Origin of the sequence: Janthinobacterium sp. FT14W, from assembly GCF_009208755.1 — a bacterium.
Lineage (GTDB): Bacteria > Pseudomonadota > Gammaproteobacteria > Burkholderiales > Burkholderiaceae_D > Janthinobacterium > Janthinobacterium violaceinigrum.
This window is the reverse complement of record NZ_WFLL01000029.1, coordinates 61,070-81,931: the sequence shown is the minus strand read 5'-3', so window position 1 is coordinate 81,931 and position 20,862 is coordinate 61,070. Positions and strand designations below refer to the sequence as shown.

The following is a 20,862-nucleotide window of genomic DNA, read 5'->3' as shown; positions in this document are numbered from 1 at the left end:
GGCCCTGGCCGCCACCCTGCAGGCGGGCGCCGTGGTGCGCGCGGCCCAGGCCGCCAGCGACACGCCGCCCGAGCGCGACGTGCGCCTGCAGACGGCGCTGGCCGACCTGCATTCGATCTACACCTCATTACTCGACCAAATGGCGCCCGGCGCCGGAGACCACCATGCCCCGTGAATTCGCCCTGTTCGGCATACTGATTCCCACCCTGCTGCCCCTGTTCATTCTCAGCATCGGCCTGCAGACCCTGCTCGACCGCCTGCTGGGCTGGCTGGGCGTGTACCGCATGGTGTGGCACCCGTCGCTGGCGCGGCTGTGCATCTTCATCGCCATCTTCGGCACGCTGGCGCTCTCGCTGTACAAATAAAAAAAACTGTTCAATCTGATCAAGGAAGGGCTGCCGACATGGTAACCAAACTGACCCGCTATGCCATCACCTTGCTGCTCCTGGCCGCAGCCCTGTGGATAGGCAAGACCGTCTGGGACCGCTACATGGAATCGCCATGGACGCGCGACGGCCGCATCAAGGCCGACATCGTCAACATCAGCGCCGACGTGGCCGGCACCGTCACGGACGTGCTGGTGCGCGACAACCAGGTTGTGCAAAAGGGCGACGTGCTGTTCGTCGTCGACCGGGAGCGCTATGCGAGCGCGCTGGCGCAGGCCGACGCCGTGCTGGCCACGCAAAGGACGGAGCAGGGACGCCGCGGCAAGGAAGCGCAGCGCCGCGCCAATCTCGACGCCAGCATCATCTCCACGGAAAGCCGCGAAAGCGCCGCGTTTGCCGCCAGTTCGGCCTCGTCGCAAGTGCAGGCGGCGCTGGCCGCCCGCACGCTGGCGCAGTTAAACCTGGAACGCACCACCGTGCGCGCCCCCGTCAGCGGCTACGTGACGAACCTGAACGTGCACAAGGGCGACTTCGCCGCCGTCGGCGCGGCCAAGCTGGCCGTCATCGACAGCGCCTCGTACTACGTGGTCGGCTACTTCGAAGAGACCAAGCTGGGCATGCTGGCGCAGGACGACAAGGCGGAAATGAATTTGATGAGCGGTGGCACCCTGCACGGCCACATCGAGAGCATCGCGCGCGGCATCACCGACCGCGACGCCGCCACGGGCCGCGAACTGCTGGCCGACGTCAATCCCACCTTCAACTGGGTGCGCCTGGCGCAGCGCGTGCCCGTGCGCATCCACATCGACGAGCAGCCGAAGGGACAGCTGCTGGTGGCCGGCACCACGTGCACCGTGGTGATCACGCCCCATTCCGCTGCCCCTGCATCGCCCGCGCCGGCCGCCAAGCCGGCCGCCGCGCATCCCGCATGAGCCGTAGCGGCGGCGCGGGACGCCTGGCGGAAATCTCCGTGTTCCTCGACGCCGCGGCGCTGGGCAGCTTTTCCGCCGCCGGCCGCAAGCACGGCCTGTCGCCGGCCGCCGCCAGCGCCGCCATCGCGCGCCTGGAAGCGTCGCTGGGCGCCACCCTGTTCGAACGCACGACGCGCCAGCTGCGCCTGACGGAAGAAGGCCGGCACTACCGCCACTACGGCGAGCAGGCGCTGGACTTGCTGGCGCAGGCGGAAGACGGCTTGCAGGCGGGCGGCGGCGCCGTGCGCGGCGTGGTGCGCATCTCGGCGCCGTCCGACATCGGCCGCCAGCTGCTGCTGCCCATGCTCGACCGCTTTGCCGCGCTGCACCCGCAGGTGCGCCATGCGCTGACCCTGAGCGACGCCACGGCCAACCTGGTGCAGGACGACATCGACCTGGCCATCCGCTACGGCGAGCTGCCCGACAGCGACATGGTGGCGCGCCTGCTGCATGCGGGCCGGCGCGTCGTGTGCGTATCTCCCGCGCTGGCCGCCAGGGTGGGATTGCCGGCCACGCCGGGCGACCTGGCGCGGCTGCCTGCCCTGGTACTGACGGGGAACGACGGCGCGCCGCAGGAGTGGCGCTACCGCGAGGATGGCAAGCGCCGCAGCCTGCGCCTGCAGGGAGCCTGGCACAGCAACGATGGCGAAATCATCCGCCGCTGGGCCGTGGCCGGCCATGGCTATGCCTGCAAATCCCTGCTCGACATCGGCGACGACCTGCGCGCGGGACGCCTGCAAACGGTGCTCGACGAGTACTTCGGCGACAGCGTTCCCCTGAACCTGCTGTACCGGCGCAGCCGCTTCCAGCCGCCCCGCGTCGCCCTGCTGGTCGACTTCCTGCTGCAGTAGTTCGCGTCCCTGCCGGCGCAGCGCTAGGCGGCCGCCGTCAAGGCGCCAGCACGCCCAGCTGGCGCAGCAGGGCCAGATTGTCTTCCAGGTGCCAGTTGTCGCTGATGCGTCCCTGCGCATCGACCTGGTACAGGTCGAACGCATGGAAATCGATGGCCTGCCCCTGGCCGCGCAACTCGCCCTGCGGCGTGGGGAAGACGCCCGTGAAGCGGCCCGTGAAATGCAGGCGCAGGCTGACCCGGTTTCCCGCCACCAGCATTTCCTCGATGGCCACCTGCAAGTCAGGCACGGCCGCGTGAAACACCTGCGACGCCTGCAGCGGGCCGGCCAGTCCCTGCGGACGGCCTGCTGGCAGGGTGCGGTCGATAAAATCATCGGCCAGCGCCAGGCGCGCCAGGGCGGGATCGCCGCTCTGCCAGAAGGCGGCATAGCGGCGCGCCGCCAGCGCCACCTTGTCCGTGGCGCCGGCGCCGGCCAGGTGGGCCGGCATGGGCAGGTGCGTGGCGGATCGGGCGGGCGCGGCGGCCAGCAGGGACAGGGCCAGGATGGCGGGGGCAAGAACAGGTGCGGGCATAAGGAATCCAGGTGGGTTGATCGGCGTGCCTGCTGCATGGGGCACTCCGCCATTCTGGACTCGCTTGCCCTGCCTGATAATTGGCCCCGCGCTTGAATCAGCTGCTTGCAGCAGTTGAAAATGCGTTGAAAATCAGCGGCCGCCCGCCACGTCGAGGAGGCTGCCCGTCACATAGCTCGCCCCCGGCCCCAGCAGGTACAGGATGGCGTCGGCGATTTCTTCGGGCTGTCCGCCCCGCTGCATGGGCACGCCGGACGCCAGGCGCGCCACCCGGCCCGGCTCGCCGCCCGAAGCGTGGATGTCCGTGTAGATGATGCCGGGCCGCACGCCGTTGACGCGGATGCCTTCGGCCGCCACTTCCTTCGCCAGGCCCAGGGTCAAGGTATCGACGGCGCCCTTCGAGGCCGCGTAGTCGATGTATTCGCCCGGGGAGCCCAGGCGCGCGGCGGCCGACGAGACGTTCACGATGCGCCCGCCCTGTCCCCCGTTCGCCGTCGACATGCGCCGCACCGCCTGCTGGCAGCACAGGAAATAGCTGATCACGTTGGTGCGCAGCACGCGCTCGAGACGCTGCACGGAAATGTCGGCGAGCCGGCATTTCTGCTCCAGCACGCCCACATTGTTGACCAGCGCCGTGAGCGTTCCCAGGCGCGCATCGACTTCGCCGAACAGGCGCTGCACGTCGGCTTCCTCGCCCACGTCGGCCTGCACGGCGATCGCATCGCCGCCCTCGGAGGCGATGCGCGCGCACAGCGCCTCCGCCGCCTGCGCATCGCGCACATAATTGATGCAGACGGCGTAGCCCTGGCGCGCCGCCAGCAGGGCCGTCGCCGCGCCGATGCCGCGGCTGCCGCCCGTAATCAAGATCACTTCCTTCATCGTCCCTCCCGGATGGTTGTGGCTTCATCATACGCGGACGAAAAAAAACCCGCGCGCGGCGGGTTTTTCGTGCAAGCGCATTCAGTTCCTGAAATGCGTCATGGCGTACGTCAGATGCTGCCACCAGTGCTCGCGCGACTGCACGGACGCCAGGCATTTCGCGTCGACCTCGTTCTTGAACGCGGGGTCCACGCAAGCCTTGCTGGCCAGCGCATTGCGCTGGTTTTCCACGTTGACGACGGCAATCGCCAGCCAGGCCACGAGGGCCAGGGCCAGCGCGCACAAAGTCCAGGGCAGCTGTTTCATCGCGTTCTCCGCTTACTTCTTCGCTGGCGCCGGGGCGCGCTCTTTCAGGACGCGCGCCACCAGGTCATCCATCACGCGCAGGGTCGCGGCCTGGGTCTGCGGCTCGGACTGGCCCGGACGGGACAGCTGCGCCGGCGACGTGACGAAGCGGCCATCGATGACGATGGTCGGCGCGCTGTCGATCTTGCTGGCGGCGATCAGCTGCTCATTGCGTTTCAGCTTGGTCTGCACGCCGAACGAGTTGAACATGTCCAGGTACTTCGCCTTGTCGATGCCGTTCTTCACCAGCAGGTCGAGGATGGCGTCATCGCGGTTCAGGCGGTTGCGCTCGACGTGGATGGCGCGGAAGATCTTGTCGTGGAACTGGTCCAGCTGGCCCATCGCCTCCAGCGTGGCATACGCGTGTGCCTGCGGATCCTTCGGGCCGGAGAAGGCCAGGTGGATGCGGCGGAAGGCGATCTTGTCGCCCTGCTTCTTGACCCAGTCGTGCATCAGCGGATCGAGCGCATAGCAATGCGGGCAGGAATACATGAAGTACTCCACCACTTCCACCTTCTTGCCCGTGTCCGTGCGCACTGGCGAGGGAAGCGTGGTAAAGCCGGTATCGGCCGCCATGGCGCCGCCGGTGGCCGCTACCAGGGTGACGGCGGCGAGCAGGGGACGCAAGAAACGCAGAAAACGCATAATAATCCTTCATCATAAAGTGGTCGTGAACGGGGCGAGATTAACACTTTTTCGTGCGCTCCACCGGGTTGCAGGCAGAAAAAAGGCGCGTTTCCCGGCACTGTTTGCGCCCGATTAAGCCGGTCTTAAGCGCCGGCGCCGGCCGGCGCCGTGCGCGCCTCAGAAATGGTAGCGCGCCGACACGCGCAGCTGGCGCGCGTCCTTCAGGTAAATGCTGGAGCGGCAGCCCGGCGCGTCGCCGTAATGGCGGCGGTTGGCCAGGTTGCTGCCGGCCAGTTCCAGCTCCCAGGCCCCCAGCTTGCGCACGTAGCGCCCGTCCACGGTGGCGAACGCGGGCACTTGCGCCAGGCAGCTGTTGTCGAAATCCTGGCCATAGCGCAGGGCGCGCAGCCATTGCACGCCCATGTCGGCACTGGCGCCGGCCGGCCCCGTCCAGTACAGGCGCAGGCTGGCCAGGGTCTTGGGCACGAGGGCGATGTCCGGGCCGTCGTACGCGTAATCGTCATAGCGCGCATGCACTTGCCGCAGCTGCCCGTCGAGGCGCCAGTCGCGCGCCAGCGCCATGCTCGCTTCGACGGCGATGCCGTCGCGGCGCGAAGGGTCGAGATTGCCCGCAAAGCCCAGCTGGCCCAGGCTCTGGTCGAAGACGATCTGGTTGCTCAGGCGCTCGCTGAAGACGCGCACGGAGGCGCTGCGCACCGCGTCGCCGAAGGTGGCGCCCACTTCCGTTTCGCGCCGCAGCTGTCCCGCCAGGGGGCGGTAGCCGGCGCGGGTATAGCCGTCGTCGTCGATGCGGTAGCTGCGCCCCGCCTTGGCGTACACGCTCAGTTGCGGGCGCAGCTGCAAGCTGCCCTGCACGTCCCAGGCGTTCTGGTTTTCCCAGTCGCTGCCGCCGGCGGGCATGTCGGCCGGATCGAGCTGGAACTGTTCGTGCCGCAGGCCCAGCAGCAGGCGCGGCGCATACGCGCCGCCGAAGGCCAGCTCTTCGCGCAGCAGCAGCGCGCGCGAATACTGGCGGCGCTGGCCATCGCCATCGCGGCCCGGCGCCGCGCGGCCCGAGCGCCGCTCCCACTGCATCAGGTCCAGGCCCACTTCCGTGTCCGTGCCCACGCCGCCCACCTTGCCGTAATGGCGCACGCGGGGCGCCAGTTGCCGGCGGCGGCTGCTGTACGTCGATTCGCTGCTACCCTCCTCCCCCGCATAGCGGGCCGTGGCATGCTTTTCCCGCTGCGACAGTTCCACGCCCAGCTCGAAATTGCCCACATAGCGCTGCACGAAGGCGCTGGCGCGCCGCACTTCATAGCGGTACAGGTCTTCCGGGCGCGCCGCCAGCAGGGCCAGGAACGGCGCCTCGGGCGCCGGATAGCGGGTGTCCTGGTTCAGCTGGTCGGCACTGAAGCCGAAGCGCCCCTGCCGCCCCTTCCATTCCGCGCCGCCGCTGAAGCCGTGCTGGTGAAACACGCTGCCATCGCGGTAATTGCCGTTGCGCTGCCCGTCGACGGCCACGTCGAGCGACATGCCGCCCTGGTCGTGCGTCAGGGCGCCGCGCACGCTGTGCTGGCCGCCCTGCCCCAGTTCCGTGGAAAAGTCGCCATGCGTGACGGACGGCGGCACCGGCGGCGCTGCGGCTTCCTGCGCGTGCGCCGGCATGGCCAGGGCGCACAGCAGCAAGGTGCGCGTGGCGATGGTCAGGACGGAAGTGGCAGGCATCATGGCGGAAAGCTGGCTGCGCCACCGCGGCGCGGACGCACGGTAGCGGGACGGAGGGATGGCAAAAGCGAATCATTATACGCACGGCGCGCGGCGCCGCAAGCAACAGCCCGACGGTACTTTCCTTATGCCAATATTTTATTGGTGATTTGGCATTTTTGTAGGTATATTAAGGTGCGCCCGGCGATCCTGGGCGCAGCCGACTGCATTTAAAAATCAACAATAAGAAGTCACTGTGGGAGTCACGCATGGAAAGTCGTAGCACAACGCGCCGGGGGCCGCCAAGTCCCCGCGGCACGCGCCGCAGCATTGGTTTTTTCCCCATTTCGGGCAAGCTCAAAGCCCTCTCCATCGCCGCCTTGCTGCTGGCCGGCCTGGCCCTGCAGGCGGACCTGTTCGCCCAGCCGGGCCAGGGCAGGCAGGCCAGCGCGGCCGTCCCGCTGGCGCCGGCCGCCGACGGCATCGCCCTGGCCTCGCCGCACGCGTCCGCCGTCACCACGCCCAGCGCCAGCAATGCCTGGGGCGGTGCCCGCACGGGTGCGCAAGCGACCCTGTCGGACCGCGTGGTCGATTACCGGATCGAAGCGACGCTCGATCCCGTCAAGCACACCATCGACGGCCAGCAGAAACTGCGCTGGCGCAACCGCAGCGCGCAAGCCGTCAGCAGCGTGTACCTGCACCTGTACCTGAATGCGTTTGAAGGCGAACATTCGACCTTCTTTACCGAGAAGCGCAAGCTCGATACGGGCTTCCGTTCGGGCGTCGCCACGCGCGACGGCGAGTGGGGCTACATCGAACTGCGCAGCATGACGCAGAACGGCGCCAGGGCGCCCTGGCACTTCGTCCAGCCCGACAACGGCCCTGCCACCGACCGCACCGTCGTGCGCGTCGACCTGCCGCAGGCCGTCGCGCCGGGCGCCGAGACGACGCTCGACATCCGCTTCTTCGACCAGCTGCCGCGCGTCATCGCGCGCACCGGCTATTTCGGCAGCTTCCACCTGGTGGGCCAGTGGTTCCCCAAGATCGCCGTGCTGGAACTGCCCGGCGAACGGGGCGCCACCGCGCCGCGCTGGAACGCGCATGAATTTCACCTCAATTCGGAGTTCTACGCCGATTTCGGCAACTATGACGTGAAGCTGACCGTGCCCAAGGAGTACACGGTGGGCGCCACGGGCGAGCTGCAAGGCGTGCCGCAGGAAAAGAACGGCATGCTCACGCATCACTATGTGCAGGGCGACGTGCACGATTTCGCCTGGACGGCCGACAAGCGCAGCGCCCAGCCCCTGCTGGGCAGCTGGAGCGGCCCGGGCAGCCCGCCGGTAGCCATCAAGGTGCTGTACCCGCCCGAATACGCGTCCAACGCGGCGCCCGCGCTGCAGGCGGCCAAGGACTCGCTCACGTATTTCTCGCGCACCCTGGGCCCGTATCCGTACAAGACCCTGACGGTGGTGATTCCGCCGTTTAATGCGGCCGAAGCGGGCGGCATGGAATACCCGACCTTCATCACGGCCTCGAGCTACGCCAACCTGCAGCCGAAGACCATTCCCGAATTCGGCCTTGATTTCGTCACCATCCACGAATTCGGCCATGGCTATTTCTACGGCATCCTGGCCTCGAACGAATTCGAGGAACCCCTCCTCGACGAAGGCTTGAACGAGTACTGGGACCAGCGCATGCTGCGCGCGCGCGGCCAGGATATCCACGCCACCACGCCCCTGCTCAAGCGCCTGGGCTTCGATCCCGCGTTCAAGGTCTTCGAATTCGAGCGCCTGGCCGCACCGCGCCAGGATGCGGCCGACCCGCTGGGCCAGAACGCCTGGGACCGCCTGCAGGGCGTGGGCCCCGTCTACAGCCGCACGGCCGTCACCATGCGCGACCTGGAAGCGCGCATCGGCAGCGAAGCCATGGAACGGGGCTTCAAGGCGTATTACGAACAGTGGAAATTCCGCCACCCCAGCGTGGCCGACCTGCGCGAAGCGCTGGCCGAGGCGACGGGCCAGCGCCGCATCGTGGAACAGGTCTTCGCGCAGCAGGTCTATGCCAGCGCGAACATCGACGACCGCATCGGCACCTTCACCAGCGAAGAGCAGACCCCGCTGGCCGGCATGGCGCTGGTCGACGGCAAGCGCGTGGAACACACGGCCGATGCGCTGGAAAAAGAGGAGAAAAAAGTGCGCGAGGCGTGGGACAAGGCGCACCCGGACGCCAAGCCCGGCACGGGCCCCTATCCCTACCTGACCAGCGTGGTGCTGCGCCGCCGCGGCGCACCCGTGCCGCAGGTGCTGCTGGTGAAATTTGCCGACGGCAGTTCCGAACGCGTGGTGTGGGATAACGAGCAGCTGTGGCAGCGCTACACCTGGAGCAAGCCCGTGAAGGCCGTCTCGGCCGAACTCGATCCCGACCGCGTGCACTACCTCGACGTCAACAAGCTCGATGACAGCCGCACCCTGAAGGCCGATACCTCGGCCGCGCGGCGCTGGAGCTTCGACCTCGCCGCCGTCTTCCAATACCTCCTTTCCCTGATTGCCACCGTATGAGCGCCACTTCCACGACACGGGCCAGCGGCCTGACCCTGACCACGCGCGCCAGCCGCGCCGCCCTGCAATGGCGCTTGCTGCTGCTGTGGGCGGGCCTGCTGCTGATCCCCGCCATCGTTGCCGTCATTCCCCTCTGGCGCACGCTGAGCGCCAGCCTCGATAACGCCGTGCATGCGGCTGCCCTGGCGCACCGGCTCGACCTGATGACCCTGGCCGACCTGGTGGCCAACACGGGACGCAACGGCGCCGCCATCAGCCAGGCCGCCATCGCCGGCATCGTCCTGACCTTGCTGCTGTCGCCGCTGCTGAGCGGCCTGGTGGTCACGGCCGCGCGCGCGCCCGCGCCACCCGGCTTCGGTCCCCTGCTGACGGGCGCCTTCAGCGAATACGGCCGCATGCTGCGCATGCTGCTGTGGAGCATCGTACCGCTGGGCGTGGCGCTGGCGATCGGCGCCGGCGCGCTGAAACTGGCCGACAAGCACGCGGCAAAGGCCATCCTGGAAGCGGACGCCGACCTGGCCCGCCACCTGGCCTTGCTGCTCACGGGCCTGCTGTTCCTGCTGGCCTGCGCCACGCTCGACGCCGGCCGCGCGGCGCTGGCCGTCGACCGGCGCCGCACGTCGGCCGTCAAGGCCTGGTGGCGGGGACTGGGCATGCTGCGCCGGCGTCCGCTGGCCAGCCTGTCCATCTACCTCGTCATCACCTTGCTGGGACTGGCGCTGTACGCGCTGCTGGGCGTGGCGCGCCTGAACCTGGCCGCGCCCGGCCCGCTGGCCATCGCGGCCGGCTTGCTGGCGACGCAGCTGGCGGCGCTGGTGCTGGCGTGGATGCGCAGCGCGCGCCTGTTCGCGCTGATCGACGTCAGGCGCTCGCTGGTGTAAGTAATCCTCAGGAAATTATTGTGAAATTATGACGAACAGAGCCGGATGCTATGCAAGGCGCCCGCTGCGACGCAGTGCGAGCACTGCTAGCAGTGGGCAACGCCGCAGAGCGCCGGGTATGGAAGTCAGAAATCAAAATAATTTATTGGGGAGTACTTAGTCAAGCCCCCAGGCGCCCTTCATCGGCCAGGAAGTCGATGAAGGTGCGCACTTTCGACGACAGATAGCGGCGGCTCGTGTACACGGCGTACACCTTGCCGCCCGCCAGCCGGTAATCGTCGAAGAGGCGCACCAGGCGCCCCGCCGCCAGGTCCGCATCCGTCTGCCACGACGGCAGCAGGGCGATGCCCATGCCGTCGAGCGCGGCCGCGTGCAGCAGGCTTTCGTTATTGCATTGCAAGACGGGCGAGAACTTCACCGTCTCGCGCCCCTGCGGCCCGTCGAAGTCCAGCTCATTTCCATTCGACAACAAGGAATAGCTGATCATGGCGTGCTGCGCCAAGTCTTGCGGCAGGTGCGGATGGCCCGCGCGCGCCAGGTAGGCGGGCGCGGCCACCAGGTGAAAGGCGATGCTGCCGACGGGCCGCGCGATCAGGGCCGGCGATTGGGCCTGGCTCACGCGCAGGGCCAGGTCGAAGCCCTCTTCCACCAGGTTGACCACCCTCCCGCTCAAGTCGATGTCGAAGGTCACTTCCGGAAAGCGTTCGCGGTAGGCCGCCAGGGTGCGCGTGAAGATGGTGTTGGCGAACCAGACGGGTGCGCTCAGGCGCAGCATGCCGCGCGGCACCACCGTCGTGCGGCCCACGGTCGCTTCCACCTCGTCGAGATTGTCGAGCATGTCGCGGCACTGTTCAAAATACACCTTGCCGATTTCCGTCAGGCTCAGGTGGCGGCTGCTGCGGTTCAGCAGGCGCGCGCCCAGGTGGCGCTCCAGGTGCATCACATGCTTGCTGACCATGGCCGGCGACAGACCGAGGCGCTCGCTGGCGCGCACGAAACTGTCCAGCTCTACCACGGCGCGAAACACGCGCATGCTGCGCAAGGTATCCATGCACGCTCCGATCATCAACAAAATGGAAATGATATATCAATAATTGCGATCTTGATCAACTGACTGCGCATGACTATCATGGTTCCATCGTTAGCCATTCCCCCAGGAGCCGCCATGCAAGAGCACACTTTCCCCACGTATTTCCTGTCGCACGGCGGCGGCCCGTGGCCGTTCATGAAAGACCAGTTCGGCGGCCGCTACGACGTGCTCGAAGCGTCGCTGCAGGATATTCCGCACCAGATCGGCGCGCGCCCGAAAGCCGTGCTGGTCGTCACGGCGCACTGGGAAGGGCCGCAGTTCCTCGTCTCGGCCAGCCCCCGGCCGGGCATGATCTACGATTATTCGGGCTTCCCGCCGCACACCTATCAAATCCAGTACCCGGCACCGGGCGCGCCGGAACTGGCGGCGCAGGTCAAACAGTTGCTCGACGCGGCAGGCCATCCGGCCCGCCTCGACCACGAGCGGGGTTTCGACCACGGCACCTTCAGCGCCCTGTTTCCCATCTACCCGCAGGCGGACGTGCCGCTGGTGCAGCTGTCGCTCAAGCACGGCTACGATCCGCTCACGCACGTCGAGGTGGGCCGCGCGCTGGCCGGCTTGCGCCGGCAGGGCGTGCTGATCGTCGGCAGCGGCCTGTCCTATCACAACCTGCGCCAGTTCGGCCAGGCGGGCGCCGTCGCCTCGCACCAGTTCGACGCCTGGCTGCGCCAGGCCATGGCCCTGCCGCCGCAGCAGCGGCTGGAACAGTTGCTGGCCTGGGAGCGGGCGCCCGGCGCGCGCCAGGCCCATCCGCAGGAAGACCATTTGCTGCCGCTGATGGTGGCGCTGGGCGCGGCGGAGCAGGAAGCGGCGCACGTGGTGTACCACGAGGAAGATTTCTTTGGCGCGCTGGCGGTGACCAGTTTCAGGTTTGGGGGTATGGGGTCAGACCCTCAACACCGCTAACGGCTGGCTCAACGCCAACGCCATCGGGGGTCTGACCCCAGAATTAAAAAAAGCCGCTAACTAGCGGCTTTTTTTACTTACGTGCCGCGCTTGCCGCGCGCCGCATTCCTGGCCTTTTCGGCCGCGATCTCCGCTGCCCTGGCCGCTTTTTCCGCCATCTCGGCCGCGTGCTGGGCCAGCAGGGCTGCGCGCGTGTCCGGCGTTTCCAGCGAGATGCGTCCCAGGATGCCGCTGCGGTAGTCGAGCAGCAGGGTATGCGAGGCTTTCTCGAAATCGTAGTCGCCGCCCTTGATGCGGAAACCGCGCTTGGCGGCGATGCCTTCGACCACGCCGATGGCGTCGACTTCATCGACCTTGGTGCCATAGCGGGCCGCCAGCAAGTCCGGGTAGCGCTTGAGCAATTCCTCGGCCAGGAACACGGCCACTTCTTCCTCGATCAGCGCGTTCGAGCCGATGGCGTGGCTGGCTGCCAGCATCAGGCCGTCGCTGGGGATGGCGATCTTCGGCCACAGCATGCCGGGCGTGTCGACGAGGATGGTGTTCTTGTCCAGATACAGCTTTTGCTGCATCTTGGTGACGGCCGGCTCGTCACCCACCTTGGCCACGCGCTTTTTCAGCAGCGCGTTCATCAGGGTCGACTTGCCCACGTTGGGAATGCCCATGATCATGATGCGCAGCGGCTTCGTCGGCACGCCGCGGTGCGGCGCCAGCGATTTCGCCAGTTCCGGGATGCGCGCCACGTCGCCCGGCTTCTTGGTCGTCATCGCATACGCGGTCACGCCTTCCTGGGCGTTGAAATAGGCGACCCAGGCGGCCGTGGCGGCAGGATCGGCCAGGTCGGTCTTGTTGAGGATCTTCAGGCAAGGGCGCTGGCGGAACAGGCGCAACTCGTCCACCATGGGATTGCAGCTGGCTGCCGGCAGGCGCGCGTCCACCACTTCAATCACCAGGTCGGTGTTTTCCATGGTCTCGGCCGCTTTCTTGCGGGCCGCGTTCATGTGTCCTGGGTACCATTGTATCGCCATGCTCTTGCTTTCAGTTCGTTCAGTCAATCCGCTATTTTACGTGGTTGCCGCCACGACGTCGCATTTTCCGCCGCCGGCGCCAGCCGTGCGACGCGGACGAGACAATTGGTGATAATTTAGCAGTTACATGAATGATAAGATCCGCAGTCCGTCCAGCCTGGCCGGTTCCTCCATTGCAAGCTTAACCTGGCACGCATTCCATGCATCTTTCCCGTTTCTCCCTCGTCGCCGCCCTTTGCACCTGCCTGCTGCCCGCCCTGGCCCAGGAACAAGCGGCGGCACCAGGCGATCCGGCCAGCCAGGAAATGCAGCAAATCGTCGACGTGCAAAGCACGCGCGACCCCGACCTGCGGCCCTACCGCACCATGCTCAAGGGACTCGACGCGTATGCCGACCACCAGCGCCTGGCGCCAGGCGCGCCGCTGCGCTTCATGCTGATTCCCGCCACGCCCAAGGCCAGGCTCGATGGCGTGACCCTGCACCTGTCGGCCGACAATCTGTCCATCCCCGTGCCGCTGGCGGCCGATGGGGGCTTCACCTTGACGCGCGACAAGACCGCCTACGATGCGAATGCCGACCTGGTCAGCAACAAGCGGCGCGCCACCTTGCGCTGGCGCGCCGATATCCACACGCCGGGCCTGCCCCAGAACGTGCGCCGCCTGGGCGACTTGCGCCTGGAATGCGAAATCCGCTGGGCCGTCGAGCAGGATGAGCTGTCCTTTGTCCGGCGCAACCTGTTCCGCCTGGCGGGCGGACCATGCCACTCGTCGCTGATCCACGTGCCCTACCCCGTGTTCCGCAAGCTGCAGGCCGTGCAGGCGCGCTCGGGCGAGCGCACGATGGACATCCGGGTGACGGAAGACCGCCAGCGCTACGTGCCGCCCCTGCATGACGGGAACTGGGACGACAATACCCTGCTGACCCTCACTTACGCCGAGGATGGCAACATGGCCGGCGCGCCCCCCGCCGCCCCCATGAAGGGGGCGCTGCTGCAGTGATGCGGGCCCGGGAAAGCAGGTCAAGCATTTCCATATGGATTTTTATATTTACTGCAAGCAACAAAAAAGTATGCTTTAATATCGCCTCTTAAATGAAAAGCAATTATTTTCCGGGCTGGCCAGCGCCAGGTGCAGGGAAATACGCGATGGGGATTGGCCGATATGACGATGGAACACAGTGGCGCAACGCCGGCGCCGCACACGGAAACCGAGCGTGCCGGCTGGCGCCCGCGCCAGATCAAGGCGGCGCCCAAGCGCGCGCCGCGCCATGGCAGCGTGCCGCACCTGAAGAAGGAATGCCGGCAGTTGCAGCTGCAGGTGGCGCAACTGCAAGAGCGCCTGAAACGCCAGAGCGCCGACAGCTATGGCTTGCAAGTGCTGTATGACCAGCTGGTCAATGAAATCAAGCACCACCGCGACATGCTGCAACTCGACAGCTTCGATGCGGAGAAATCTTCGCTCGTCTACACGCAGGCATGGCGCCGCTTCATGGCCGGCGATACGCTCGACTACCAGACCCACCGCCACACCAATTCCCGCAGCCGCCCCAGTTTGCTGTAGCTACAGTTCCGCCAGCGCCTTGACGTGCGCCGCCACGCTGCGGCCCAGCGACGACAGGTTGTAGCCCCCTTCCAGGCAGCTGACGATGCGGCCCTTGCCGTACTGGCTGGCCACGGCCATCATCTGCTGCGTCATCCACGTGTAGTCGGCCTCCACCAGGCCCATGCCGCCCACGTCGTCTTCGCGGTGGGCATCGAAACCGGCGGAAATGAAAATCATCTGCGGCTGCTGCCGGTGCAGCGCGGGCAGCCAGTGGTCGAGCACCAGCTGGCGCACCACGTCGCCCTTCGAGCGGGCCGGCACGGGCACGTTGACGCGCGTGTCCGTGTAGGACTCGACATCGCTGTACGGATAAAACGGGTGCTGGAAGAAGCTGACCATCAGGATGCGGGGATCGTGCGCCACGGATTCGGCCGTGCCATTGCCATGATGCACATCGAAATCGACGATGGCGACGCGCTCAAGCCCCCGCACGTCGAGCGCATGCTTGGCGGCGATGGCCACGTTGTTGAACAGGCAGAAGCCCATGGGCTCGCTGGGCCGCGCATGGTGGCCGGGCGGGCGGATCGAACAGAAGGCGTTGCTGATCTCGCCATCGATGACGGCGTCCGTGGCGGCCACGGCCGAGCCGGCCGCCGCCAGCGCCGCGTTGTAGCTGTGCGCATTGAGCAGGGTGTCGCCGTCGAGCGGGTAGTAGTCGCCGGCGGGCGGCACGTTGTCGCGCACGAGGCCGATGGCCGTGGCGCTGTGGTTGCGCTCGATATCGGACAATTGCGCGCGCACGCCGTCGCGGTGCTCGACCAGGTCGCTGATGTGCGCGAGGATCAGTTGATCATTGATGGCCTGCAAGCGGGCCGGCGATTCGGGATGCCAGTCGCCCATTTCATGGCGCTGGCAATCGGGATGGGTATAAATGGCTGTGCTCATGCGCTGTACTGGTTACCTCTGTCTCTGTCCATTCTCTGTCCACACGGGAACGCCCGCGGGGAATACTGCACGGCATTCCTGCCTGCCCGGCGCGTTCTCGCATAAAATCATTGGCTGGTCTGTGCCGCCCTTGCCTCGGCACTAATCTACCACGTGCGCGGCGCAGGCGGGCGGCGTGGTTTGACCTGGCCAAAGCGATTGTAAATTAAATAATCCCGTGTACTGTGATAGAAATAGCATGTTTTCGAAAATACACCAGGCCGCACAGCAGATCGGCGAAGTTCTCGTCGGCAAACAGTTACAGATCCGCCAGACCCTTGCCTGCGTGCTGGCGGGCGGCCACCTGCTGATCGAAGACGTGCCCGGCGTGGGCAAGACCACGCTGGCCCATGCGCTGGCCGTCTCGCTGGGCCTGCAATGGAAGCGCCAGCAATTCACCAGCGACCTGCTGCCGGCCGACGTGGCCGGCATGAGCGTGTATGACCGGGGCAGCGCCAGTTTCCTGTTCCATCCCGGCCCCCTGTTTACCCAGGTGCTGCTGGCCGACGAAATCAACCGCGCCACGCCGAAGACGCAGTCGGGCTTGCTGGAAGCGATGGAGGAGCGGCAAGTGACGCTCGATGGCGTCACGCGGGCGCTGCCGCAGCCGTTCTTCGTCATCGCCACGCAAAACTGCGCGCACCAGCTGGGCACCTTCCCCCTGCCCGAATCGCAGCTCGACCGCTTTCTCATGTGCGTCACCCTGGGCTACCCCGATGCGGCCGCGGAACGGGCGCTGCTGCTGGGCGCCGACCGCCGCGCCATGCTGCAGGCCTTGCCGGCCGTGATGAATTCGGAGGAATTGCTGCAGGCGCAAGCGAGCCTGCGCGCCATCCACGCCTCGCCCGCCGTCGTCGACTATGTGCTGGCCCTCGTGCATGCCACCCGCGTGCCCGGTGTGTTTGCCGACGGCCTCAGCCCGCGCGCCGCGCTGGCCCTGCTGCAGGCGGCGCGCGCCTGGGCCGCCCTGGCCGGACGCGACCACGTCACGCCCGACGATGTGCAAGCCGTGCTACTGCCCGTCTGCGCCCACCGCCTGCATGCGGCCCAAGGCGCGACGGATAGCCGCACCTTGCTGCAGCAGTTAATGTTGAGCACACCCGTCTGAGCGGCATGCGCTGGCGCGATCACCCGTGGCTGCCGGCGCGCCCCTGGCTGGGCGCGCAGCGCGTGCACATCCGTCCCTCGCGCGCGGGCCTGGCGTTTGCGGCCCTGCTGCTGGCGCTGTGGATCGCCGCCGTCAATTACCGCCTGGGCCTGGGCTATGCGCTCACGTATTTCGCCGCCGCCTGCGCCATCGCCGACATGCTGTTTGCCAGCCGCAACCTGGCGGGACTGGCGCTGGCGGCCACGCCGGGCCAGCCCGTGTTCGCGGGCAGCCAGGCCTTTTTCACCTTGCGCCTGATCAACCGCAGCGCCCGCCCCCGCCACGCGATCCGCCTGGCCGCCCGCGGTTCTGCTGCAGCGCCCAGCCTGGCCGACATCGCCGCCCACGGTGACACGGCCGTCAGCATCGGCGTTGCCGCGCAGCAGCGGGGCTGGCGCGATGCGCCGGCCGTACGCCTGTCCGGCAGTTTTCCGCTGGGCCTGTTTGTTGCCTGGTGTCATTGGCAACCCGAGGCGCGCGTGCTCGTGTATCCGCGTCCCGAGCCCGATGCGCCACCGTTGCCCTCGCTGGCGGGCGCGGTGCGGCAGGCAGCACAGCAGCCGCGCGCGTCCGGCGATGCCCTGGAACTGGCGGGCGTGCGCGCCTACCAGCCCGGCGACTCCTTGCGGCGCCTGGCCTGGCGCCAGATCGCCCGCCAGGATGGCGTGCATTTGTTCAGCAAACAATTCCAGCCTGGCGCCGATGCACCGGCGGGCGCAGCCCGTGGCAGCATCATGCTGGACTACGCCACGCTGCACGCGCTGGCGCCGGAAGCGCGCCTGTCGCGCCTGGCCGCCTGGGTGCTGCAGGCGGAACGGACGGGCCAGCCGTACGGCTTGCGCCTGGGCGCGCTGGCGCTGGCGCCGGCCCTGGGTGCCAGCCAGCGCGACGCCTGCCTGCGCGCCCTGGCCCTGCACGATTTGCCAGCGGATGAGGCCGTGGCATGAGGCTATGGCTGGCCAACTTGCCGCGCGACAAGGCCGACATCCTGCTGCTGTTGCTGGCCGCCGCCATGGTGCTGGCGCCGCACGCGCTGCACCTGCCGCCGTGGCTGTCGGCCGCCGCCGGCGCGCTGCTGCTGTGGCGCGCCGGCATGACCGTGCGGGGCCGGCGCCAGCCGCAGCTGGCCGTGCTCGCCCCGCTGGCCCTGCTGGGCATCGCCGCCGTCTACGCCAGCTACGGCACGGTGCTGGGACGCGATTCGGGCGTCGCCCTGCTGGCCCTGCTGCTGGCCTTGAAATCGCTGGAAATGCATGGCCGGCGCGATGTCTTCGTCTTCGTCTTCCTCAGTTTCTTTTTGCTCCTGGCGAACTTTTTCCATGCGCAAGGCATCCTCAGCGCCATCTGGATGCTGGCGACCGTCATCGTCCTGCTGGCCGGCCTGCTGTCGGCCCAGTACGGCACGCTGCAGCCCCGCCTGGCGCAACGCCTGGGTTTGCTGGCACGCATGCTGGCGCTGGCCATCCCCCTGTCGGCCGTGATGTTTCTGGCCTTGCCCCGCCTCGACGGCCCCCTGTGGGGCGCGCCGCACGAGGGCACGCAGGCGCGCACGGGCTTGTCCGACAGCATGCAGCCGGGCGCCATCGCCTCGCTGGCCCTGTCGGGCGAGCCCGTCTTGACGGCCCGCTTTTCCACGCCGATACCGCCGCAAGACCAGCTGTACTGGCGCGGCGTGGTGCTGGGCGACTACGACGGCACCACCTGGACGCGCCGCGGTGCGGGCCAGCGCGCGCCAGCCGCATCGACATCGCGCTGGAAGGCCCGCCCAGCCAATACGAAGTGACCTTGCAGCCGAGCGGCCAGCGGCGCATCTTCGCGCTCGACCTGCCGCGCAGCATCGAGCGCTTGCCCGGCAACCCGTATGTCGTGTCGTCCGCGCTGGAAGTGCTGACGGCGCAAGCCATTACTTCGACCGTGCGTTACCGCGCCAGTTCCCAGCCCGGCTACCGGCTGCAGGCGGGCCTGTCCGTGGCCCGGCAGCAGCCATGGCTGGCCTTGCCCGCTGGCAGCAATCCACGCAGCGTGGCCTGGGCCCGCGCACTGCGCGGCAGCGGCGCGCACGCGCTGGCGCCCGCCGCCGCCATCGCCGCCGTGCTCGACCACTTCCACCGCGCGCCATTCCGCTACACGCTGCAGCCGCCGCTGCTGGGCAAGCATGGCGTCGACGACTTCCTGTTCACCACGCAGGCGGGCTTTTGCGAGCATTACGCGGGCAGCTTCGTCGTGCTGATGCGCGCCATGGGCATCCCCGCGCGCGTCGTCACGGGCTACCAGGGCGGCGCACGCAGCAGTGACGGCGCCAGCCTGACGGTGCGCCAGTCCGATGCCCATGCCTGGAGCGAAGTATGGCTGGCAGGCCGGGGCTGGGTGCGCGTCGACCCCACCAGCGCCGTCGCGCCCCTGCGCACGGAGCGCAATCTCGACGCGGCCCTGCCGGCGGTCCCGTCGCCGCTGTCGGCCTGGCGCGCGCTGGCCGGCCTCGATGGGGGCGCCAGCGGGGCGATTGCCGCCTGGCGCCAGCAATGGCAGCAGGCCGAGCACGCCTGGAGCAACTGGGTGCTCGACACCACGCCGCAGCGCCAGCGCGCCATGCTCGACGGCTTGAAAAACCTGCCGCCAACGACCCTGGCAGGCGCTTGCGCCGTGCTGGCCCTGCTGTCCGCCATGGCCGGCGCCCTCGTCTGGTGGCGGCAGGCGCGGCAAGGCGATCCGCTCGACGTTCTGTACGCGCAGTTTTGCCGCCAGCAGGCGCTGCGCGGCTACAGCCGTGCGCCGCATGAAGGCCCGCACGGTTATGCTGCGCGCCTGGCCGCCGGCAAGGCCACACCCGAAGCGCACGCATCCATCGCACAGTTTCTGGCAATCTATGCCGCGATGAAGTATGGTAATGCCAACCCAGACGAACAACTCCGCGCGCGGCGCAGCTTGCGCCGCCTGTTAACCCAATGCCGATGAGACGCTCCTTGTTACCGATCAAATACCCCGCCCTGTCCCTGTTCCTCTCCCTTCCCCTGTGCCTGGCGACCGCGCATGCGGGCGAGAACAGCAATATTTCCGCCGCCGACCGCGCCCGCGCCGTGCGCGCGGCCAAGGCGCCGGCCGCCAAGGCAAGCGTAAAGAAAGCCCCGGCAAAGTTCGACTTCGAAGGCGAATTTGTCGACTATGCCAACTGGAAGGAAGTCCGCGCCTTCCTCGACGACATGTCGGCCAAGCATGGTTTTGACCGCGCCGCACTCGATACCCTGTTCGGCAAGGTGCGCTATGTCGAGTCGACCGTGCAGCTGATGAAGCCGGCGCCGCCGGGCAAGCCGAAGAACTGGCAGGCGTACAGCGCCCGTTTCATCGAGCCCGTGCGCATCAATGCGGGCGTGAAATTCTGGGAAGAGAATGCCGAGGCGCTGGCCCGTGCCGAGCGCGAGTATGGCGTGCCGGCCGAAATCATCGTCGGCATCATCGGCGTGGAAACCGTGTACGGACGCAACACGGGCCGTTTCCGCGTGCTCGACGCGCTGACGACCCTGGCGTTTTCCTATCCGGAAAGCCCGACGCGGGCCGCGCGCATGGAATTTTTCAAGGGGGAACTGGAAAACGCGCTGCTGTTCGCGCGCAAGGATGGCATCGATCCGCTGACCCTGCTCGGCTCCTACGCGGGCGCCATCGGCCTGCCCCAGTTCATGCCCAGCAGCATCATGAAATATGCGGTGGACTTCGATGGCGATAGTCACATCGACCTGCGCAATTCCACGGCCGACGCCATCGGCAGCGTCGCGCATTTCCTCGTCGAACACGGCTGGCGGCGCGACGACCCGGCCATCAGCACGTATCCCGTCAACGTCTCGGCCAGCCGCGCCTGGGAAAAATTCATCGGCCAGGGCTTGCAGGCGAAGTACCGGCTGGCGGAATTGCAGGAGGCCGGCGTGAGTACCGTGTCGGCCACACCCCAGAACATGTTGTTCGGCTTGATCGATTTACAAAATGGTTCAGAAGCAACTGAGTATCACTTGGCAACCAATAACTTCTTTGCTATAACTCAGTACAACAGAAGTTATTTTTATGCCATGTCAGTGATCGACTTGGGCAAGGCCATCAGCCAAGTGCGCGCACGCTAACCGAAAGTCAGTGTAAAGTTATAATATTACTTGTAAGAAAGCGTAAGCGATGTTGAAGCGACCGGCAAACAGGTCTATGGTGGGGTCGATAACATGTGCCAGCCTCGCTCGCCAGCCTTTGTGCGGCACGGAATACAGAAATGGTTTTATACTTAACTTTTGTCAAAGTACAATTTTTGTTCTATCATAGAGCATAATAAAGAATAAATAGCTGTTGCAACAAGACAACACCTATTTTGTACAAAGCAAGATTACAAGGCTTTCCGGCCTGAAATTGAATC

At 67.0% G+C, this 20,862-nt stretch carries 21 protein-coding genes; 13 read left to right on the top strand and 8 right to left on the bottom strand.

Annotation, left to right across the window (positions count from 1 at the left end):
* The first annotated feature begins 164 nt into the window (after positions 1-164).
* From GCN74_RS19130 to GCN74_RS19120, 3 genes are read left to right on the top strand one after another with little or no spacing between them, the layout of a single operon-like run.
* A complete protein-coding gene (locus tag GCN74_RS19130) occupies positions 165-365 on the top strand; it encodes a DUF1656 domain-containing protein (RefSeq protein WP_152258140.1) in 201 nt (66 codons plus the stop codon).
* 38 nt (positions 366-403) lie between these two features.
* Positions 404-1,318 (top strand): efflux RND transporter periplasmic adaptor subunit, encoded by a 915-nt coding sequence (locus GCN74_RS19125; protein WP_152258139.1) that lies wholly within the window; start codon positions 404-406, stop codon positions 1,316-1,318.
* Complete coding sequence (locus GCN74_RS19120; RefSeq protein WP_152258138.1) at positions 1,315-2,208, top strand: LysR substrate-binding domain-containing protein; 894 nt, start codon at positions 1,315-1,317, stop codon at positions 2,206-2,208. Before GCN74_RS19125 ends, GCN74_RS19120 begins: the two co-directional genes overlap by 4 nt.
* A gap of 37 nt (positions 2,209-2,245) precedes the next feature.
* Here GCN74_RS19120 and GCN74_RS19115 read toward each other — a convergent pair whose 3' ends face one another.
* The 5 genes from GCN74_RS19115 to GCN74_RS19095 form a co-directional block, all read right to left on the bottom strand.
* Positions 2,246-2,782 carry an ester cyclase gene (locus GCN74_RS19115; RefSeq protein WP_152258137.1) on the bottom strand — a complete coding sequence of 179 codons (537 nt, stop codon included), beginning with the start codon at positions 2,780-2,782 and terminating at the stop codon, positions 2,246-2,248.
* Between the two features lie 132 nt (positions 2,783-2,914).
* A complete protein-coding gene (locus GCN74_RS19110) occupies positions 2,915-3,661 on the bottom strand; it encodes an SDR family oxidoreductase (protein WP_152258136.1) in 747 nt (248 codons plus the stop codon).
* 81 nt (positions 3,662-3,742) lie between these two features.
* On the bottom strand, positions 3,743-3,967 hold the full coding sequence (locus GCN74_RS19105; RefSeq protein ID WP_152258135.1) for a hypothetical protein: 225 nt from the start codon (positions 3,965-3,967) through the stop codon (positions 3,743-3,745).
* Between the two features lie 12 nt (positions 3,968-3,979).
* A complete protein-coding gene (locus tag GCN74_RS19100) occupies positions 3,980-4,651 on the bottom strand; it encodes a thiol:disulfide interchange protein DsbA/DsbL (protein WP_152258134.1) in 672 nt (223 codons plus the stop codon).
* Between the two features lie 159 nt (positions 4,652-4,810).
* On the bottom strand, positions 4,811-6,364 hold the full coding sequence (locus tag GCN74_RS19095; RefSeq protein ID WP_152258133.1) for a TonB-dependent receptor: 1,554 nt from the start codon (positions 6,362-6,364) through the stop codon (positions 4,811-4,813).
* Positions 6,365-6,609: 245 nt separating this feature from the next.
* Between GCN74_RS19095 and GCN74_RS19090 the strand changes: the two genes are divergently transcribed.
* Both GCN74_RS19090 and GCN74_RS19085 read left to right on the top strand, forming a co-directional pair.
* Complete coding sequence (locus tag GCN74_RS19090) at positions 6,610-8,898, top strand: M1 family metallopeptidase (RefSeq protein ID WP_226939119.1); 2,289 nt, start codon at positions 6,610-6,612, stop codon at positions 8,896-8,898.
* On the top strand, positions 8,895-9,779 hold the full coding sequence (locus tag GCN74_RS19085; RefSeq protein WP_152258132.1) for a hypothetical protein: 885 nt from the start codon (positions 8,895-8,897) through the stop codon (positions 9,777-9,779). The genes GCN74_RS19090 and GCN74_RS19085 overlap by 4 nt, the downstream gene beginning before the upstream one ends.
* Before the next feature lie 160 nt (positions 9,780-9,939).
* On the opposite strand, the gene GCN74_RS19080 is transcribed toward GCN74_RS19085, so the two are convergent.
* Positions 9,940-10,830, bottom strand: coding sequence for a LysR family transcriptional regulator (locus tag GCN74_RS19080; protein WP_152258131.1), 891 nt, complete (start codon positions 10,828-10,830; stop codon positions 9,940-9,942).
* A 114-nt stretch (positions 10,831-10,944) separates the two neighbouring features.
* Here GCN74_RS19080 and GCN74_RS19075 point away from each other — a divergent pair, with 114 nt between their 5' ends.
* Positions 10,945-11,775, top strand: a complete 831-nt coding sequence (locus GCN74_RS19075) for a DODA-type extradiol aromatic ring-opening family dioxygenase (RefSeq protein WP_152258130.1) — start codon at positions 10,945-10,947, stop codon at positions 11,773-11,775.
* 77 nt (positions 11,776-11,852) lie between these two features.
* On the opposite strand, the gene ylqF is transcribed toward GCN74_RS19075, so the two are convergent.
* Positions 11,853-12,800, bottom strand: a complete 948-nt coding sequence (gene ylqF, locus GCN74_RS19070) for a ribosome biogenesis GTPase YlqF (protein ID WP_152258129.1) — start codon at positions 12,798-12,800, stop codon at positions 11,853-11,855.
* 200 nt (positions 12,801-13,000) lie between these two features.
* Here ylqF and GCN74_RS19065 point away from each other — a divergent pair, with 200 nt between their 5' ends.
* Together GCN74_RS19065 and GCN74_RS19060 are read left to right on the top strand one after the other, a co-directional pair.
* Positions 13,001-13,798, top strand: a complete 798-nt coding sequence (locus tag GCN74_RS19065) for a hypothetical protein (RefSeq protein ID WP_152258128.1) — start codon at positions 13,001-13,003, stop codon at positions 13,796-13,798.
* A 162-nt stretch (positions 13,799-13,960) separates the two neighbouring features.
* Complete coding sequence (locus GCN74_RS19060) at positions 13,961-14,359, top strand: hypothetical protein (RefSeq protein ID WP_152258127.1); 399 nt, start codon at positions 13,961-13,963, stop codon at positions 14,357-14,359.
* Here GCN74_RS19060 and GCN74_RS19055 read toward each other — a convergent pair whose 3' ends face one another.
* Positions 14,360-15,286 carry a histone deacetylase family protein gene (locus tag GCN74_RS19055; RefSeq protein WP_152258126.1) on the bottom strand — a complete coding sequence of 309 codons (927 nt, stop codon included), beginning with the start codon at positions 15,284-15,286 and terminating at the stop codon, positions 14,360-14,362. It lies immediately after the preceding gene.
* A 238-nt stretch (positions 15,287-15,524) separates the two neighbouring features.
* Between GCN74_RS19055 and GCN74_RS19050 the strand changes: the two genes are divergently transcribed.
* The 5 genes from GCN74_RS19050 to mltB are packed head-to-tail and all read left to right on the top strand — an operon-like array spanning position 15,525 to position 20,581.
* Positions 15,525-16,433 carry an AAA family ATPase gene (locus tag GCN74_RS19050; RefSeq protein WP_152258125.1) on the top strand — a complete coding sequence of 303 codons (909 nt, stop codon included), beginning with the start codon at positions 15,525-15,527 and terminating at the stop codon, positions 16,431-16,433.
* Positions 16,434-16,438: 5 nt separating this feature from the next.
* Positions 16,439-17,419: a DUF58 domain-containing protein gene (locus GCN74_RS19045; protein WP_152258124.1), complete on the top strand. Its 981-nt coding sequence runs from the start codon at positions 16,439-16,441 to the stop codon at positions 17,417-17,419.
* Entirely contained in the window at positions 17,416-18,255 is an 840-nt protein-coding gene (locus GCN74_RS28815) for a DUF3488 domain-containing protein (RefSeq protein ID WP_193317155.1), read from the top strand. Before GCN74_RS19045 ends, GCN74_RS28815 begins: the two co-directional genes overlap by 4 nt.
* Positions 18,252-19,427, top strand: coding sequence for a DUF4129 domain-containing transglutaminase family protein (locus GCN74_RS28810; RefSeq protein WP_193317154.1), 1,176 nt, complete (start codon positions 18,252-18,254; stop codon positions 19,425-19,427). Before GCN74_RS28815 ends, GCN74_RS28810 begins: the two co-directional genes overlap by 4 nt.
* Entirely contained in the window at positions 19,418-20,581 is a 1,164-nt protein-coding gene (gene mltB / locus GCN74_RS19035; protein WP_413541556.1) for a lytic murein transglycosylase B, read from the top strand. The genes GCN74_RS28810 and mltB overlap by 10 nt, the downstream gene beginning before the upstream one ends.
* The last annotated feature ends 281 nt before the right edge of the window (positions 20,582-20,862 follow it).

Bases quoted from the DNA above. Each gene is read 5' to 3' on its own strand.
- GCN74_RS19130 (WP_152258140.1), top strand. From the start codon at position 165: ATGCCCCGTGAATTCGCCCTGTTCGGCATACTGATTCCCACCCTGCTG.
- GCN74_RS19125 (WP_152258139.1), top strand. From the start codon at position 404: ATGGTAACCAAACTGACCCGCTATGCCATCACCTTGCTGCTCCTGGCC.
- GCN74_RS19120 (WP_152258138.1), top strand. From the start codon at position 1,315: ATGAGCCGTAGCGGCGGCGCGGGACGCCTGGCGGAAATCTCCGTGTTC.
- GCN74_RS19115 (WP_152258137.1), bottom strand. From the start codon at position 2,782: ATGCCCGCACCTGTTCTTGCCCCCGCCATCCTGGCCCTGTCCCTGCTG.
- GCN74_RS19110 (WP_152258136.1), bottom strand. From the start codon at position 3,661: ATGAAGGAAGTGATCTTGATTACGGGCGGCAGCCGCGGCATCGGCGCG.
- GCN74_RS19105 (WP_152258135.1), bottom strand. From the start codon at position 3,967: ATGAAACAGCTGCCCTGGACTTTGTGCGCGCTGGCCCTGGCCCTCGTG.
- GCN74_RS19100 (WP_152258134.1), bottom strand. From the start codon at position 4,651: ATGCGTTTTCTGCGTTTCTTGCGTCCCCTGCTCGCCGCCGTCACCCTG.
- GCN74_RS19095 (WP_152258133.1), bottom strand. From the start codon at position 6,364: ATGATGCCTGCCACTTCCGTCCTGACCATCGCCACGCGCACCTTGCTG.
- GCN74_RS19090 (WP_226939119.1), top strand. From the start codon at position 6,610: ATGGAAAGTCGTAGCACAACGCGCCGGGGGCCGCCAAGTCCCCGCGGC.
- GCN74_RS19085 (WP_152258132.1), top strand. From the start codon at position 8,895: ATGAGCGCCACTTCCACGACACGGGCCAGCGGCCTGACCCTGACCACG.
- GCN74_RS19080 (WP_152258131.1), bottom strand. From the start codon at position 10,830: ATGGATACCTTGCGCAGCATGCGCGTGTTTCGCGCCGTGGTAGAGCTG.
- GCN74_RS19075 (WP_152258130.1), top strand. From the start codon at position 10,945: ATGCAAGAGCACACTTTCCCCACGTATTTCCTGTCGCACGGCGGCGGC.
- ylqF (WP_152258129.1), bottom strand. From the start codon at position 12,800: ATGGCGATACAATGGTACCCAGGACACATGAACGCGGCCCGCAAGAAA.
- GCN74_RS19065 (WP_152258128.1), top strand. From the start codon at position 13,001: ATGCATCTTTCCCGTTTCTCCCTCGTCGCCGCCCTTTGCACCTGCCTG.
- GCN74_RS19060 (WP_152258127.1), top strand. From the start codon at position 13,961: ATGACGATGGAACACAGTGGCGCAACGCCGGCGCCGCACACGGAAACC.
- GCN74_RS19055 (WP_152258126.1), bottom strand. From the start codon at position 15,286: ATGAGCACAGCCATTTATACCCATCCCGATTGCCAGCGCCATGAAATG.
- GCN74_RS19050 (WP_152258125.1), top strand. From the start codon at position 15,525: ATGTTTTCGAAAATACACCAGGCCGCACAGCAGATCGGCGAAGTTCTC.
- GCN74_RS19045 (WP_152258124.1), top strand. From the start codon at position 16,439: ATGCGCTGGCGCGATCACCCGTGGCTGCCGGCGCGCCCCTGGCTGGGC.
- GCN74_RS28815 (WP_193317155.1), top strand. From the start codon at position 17,416: ATGAGGCTATGGCTGGCCAACTTGCCGCGCGACAAGGCCGACATCCTG.
- mltB (WP_413541556.1), top strand. From the start codon at position 19,418: ATGCCGATGAGACGCTCCTTGTTACCGATCAAATACCCCGCCCTGTCC.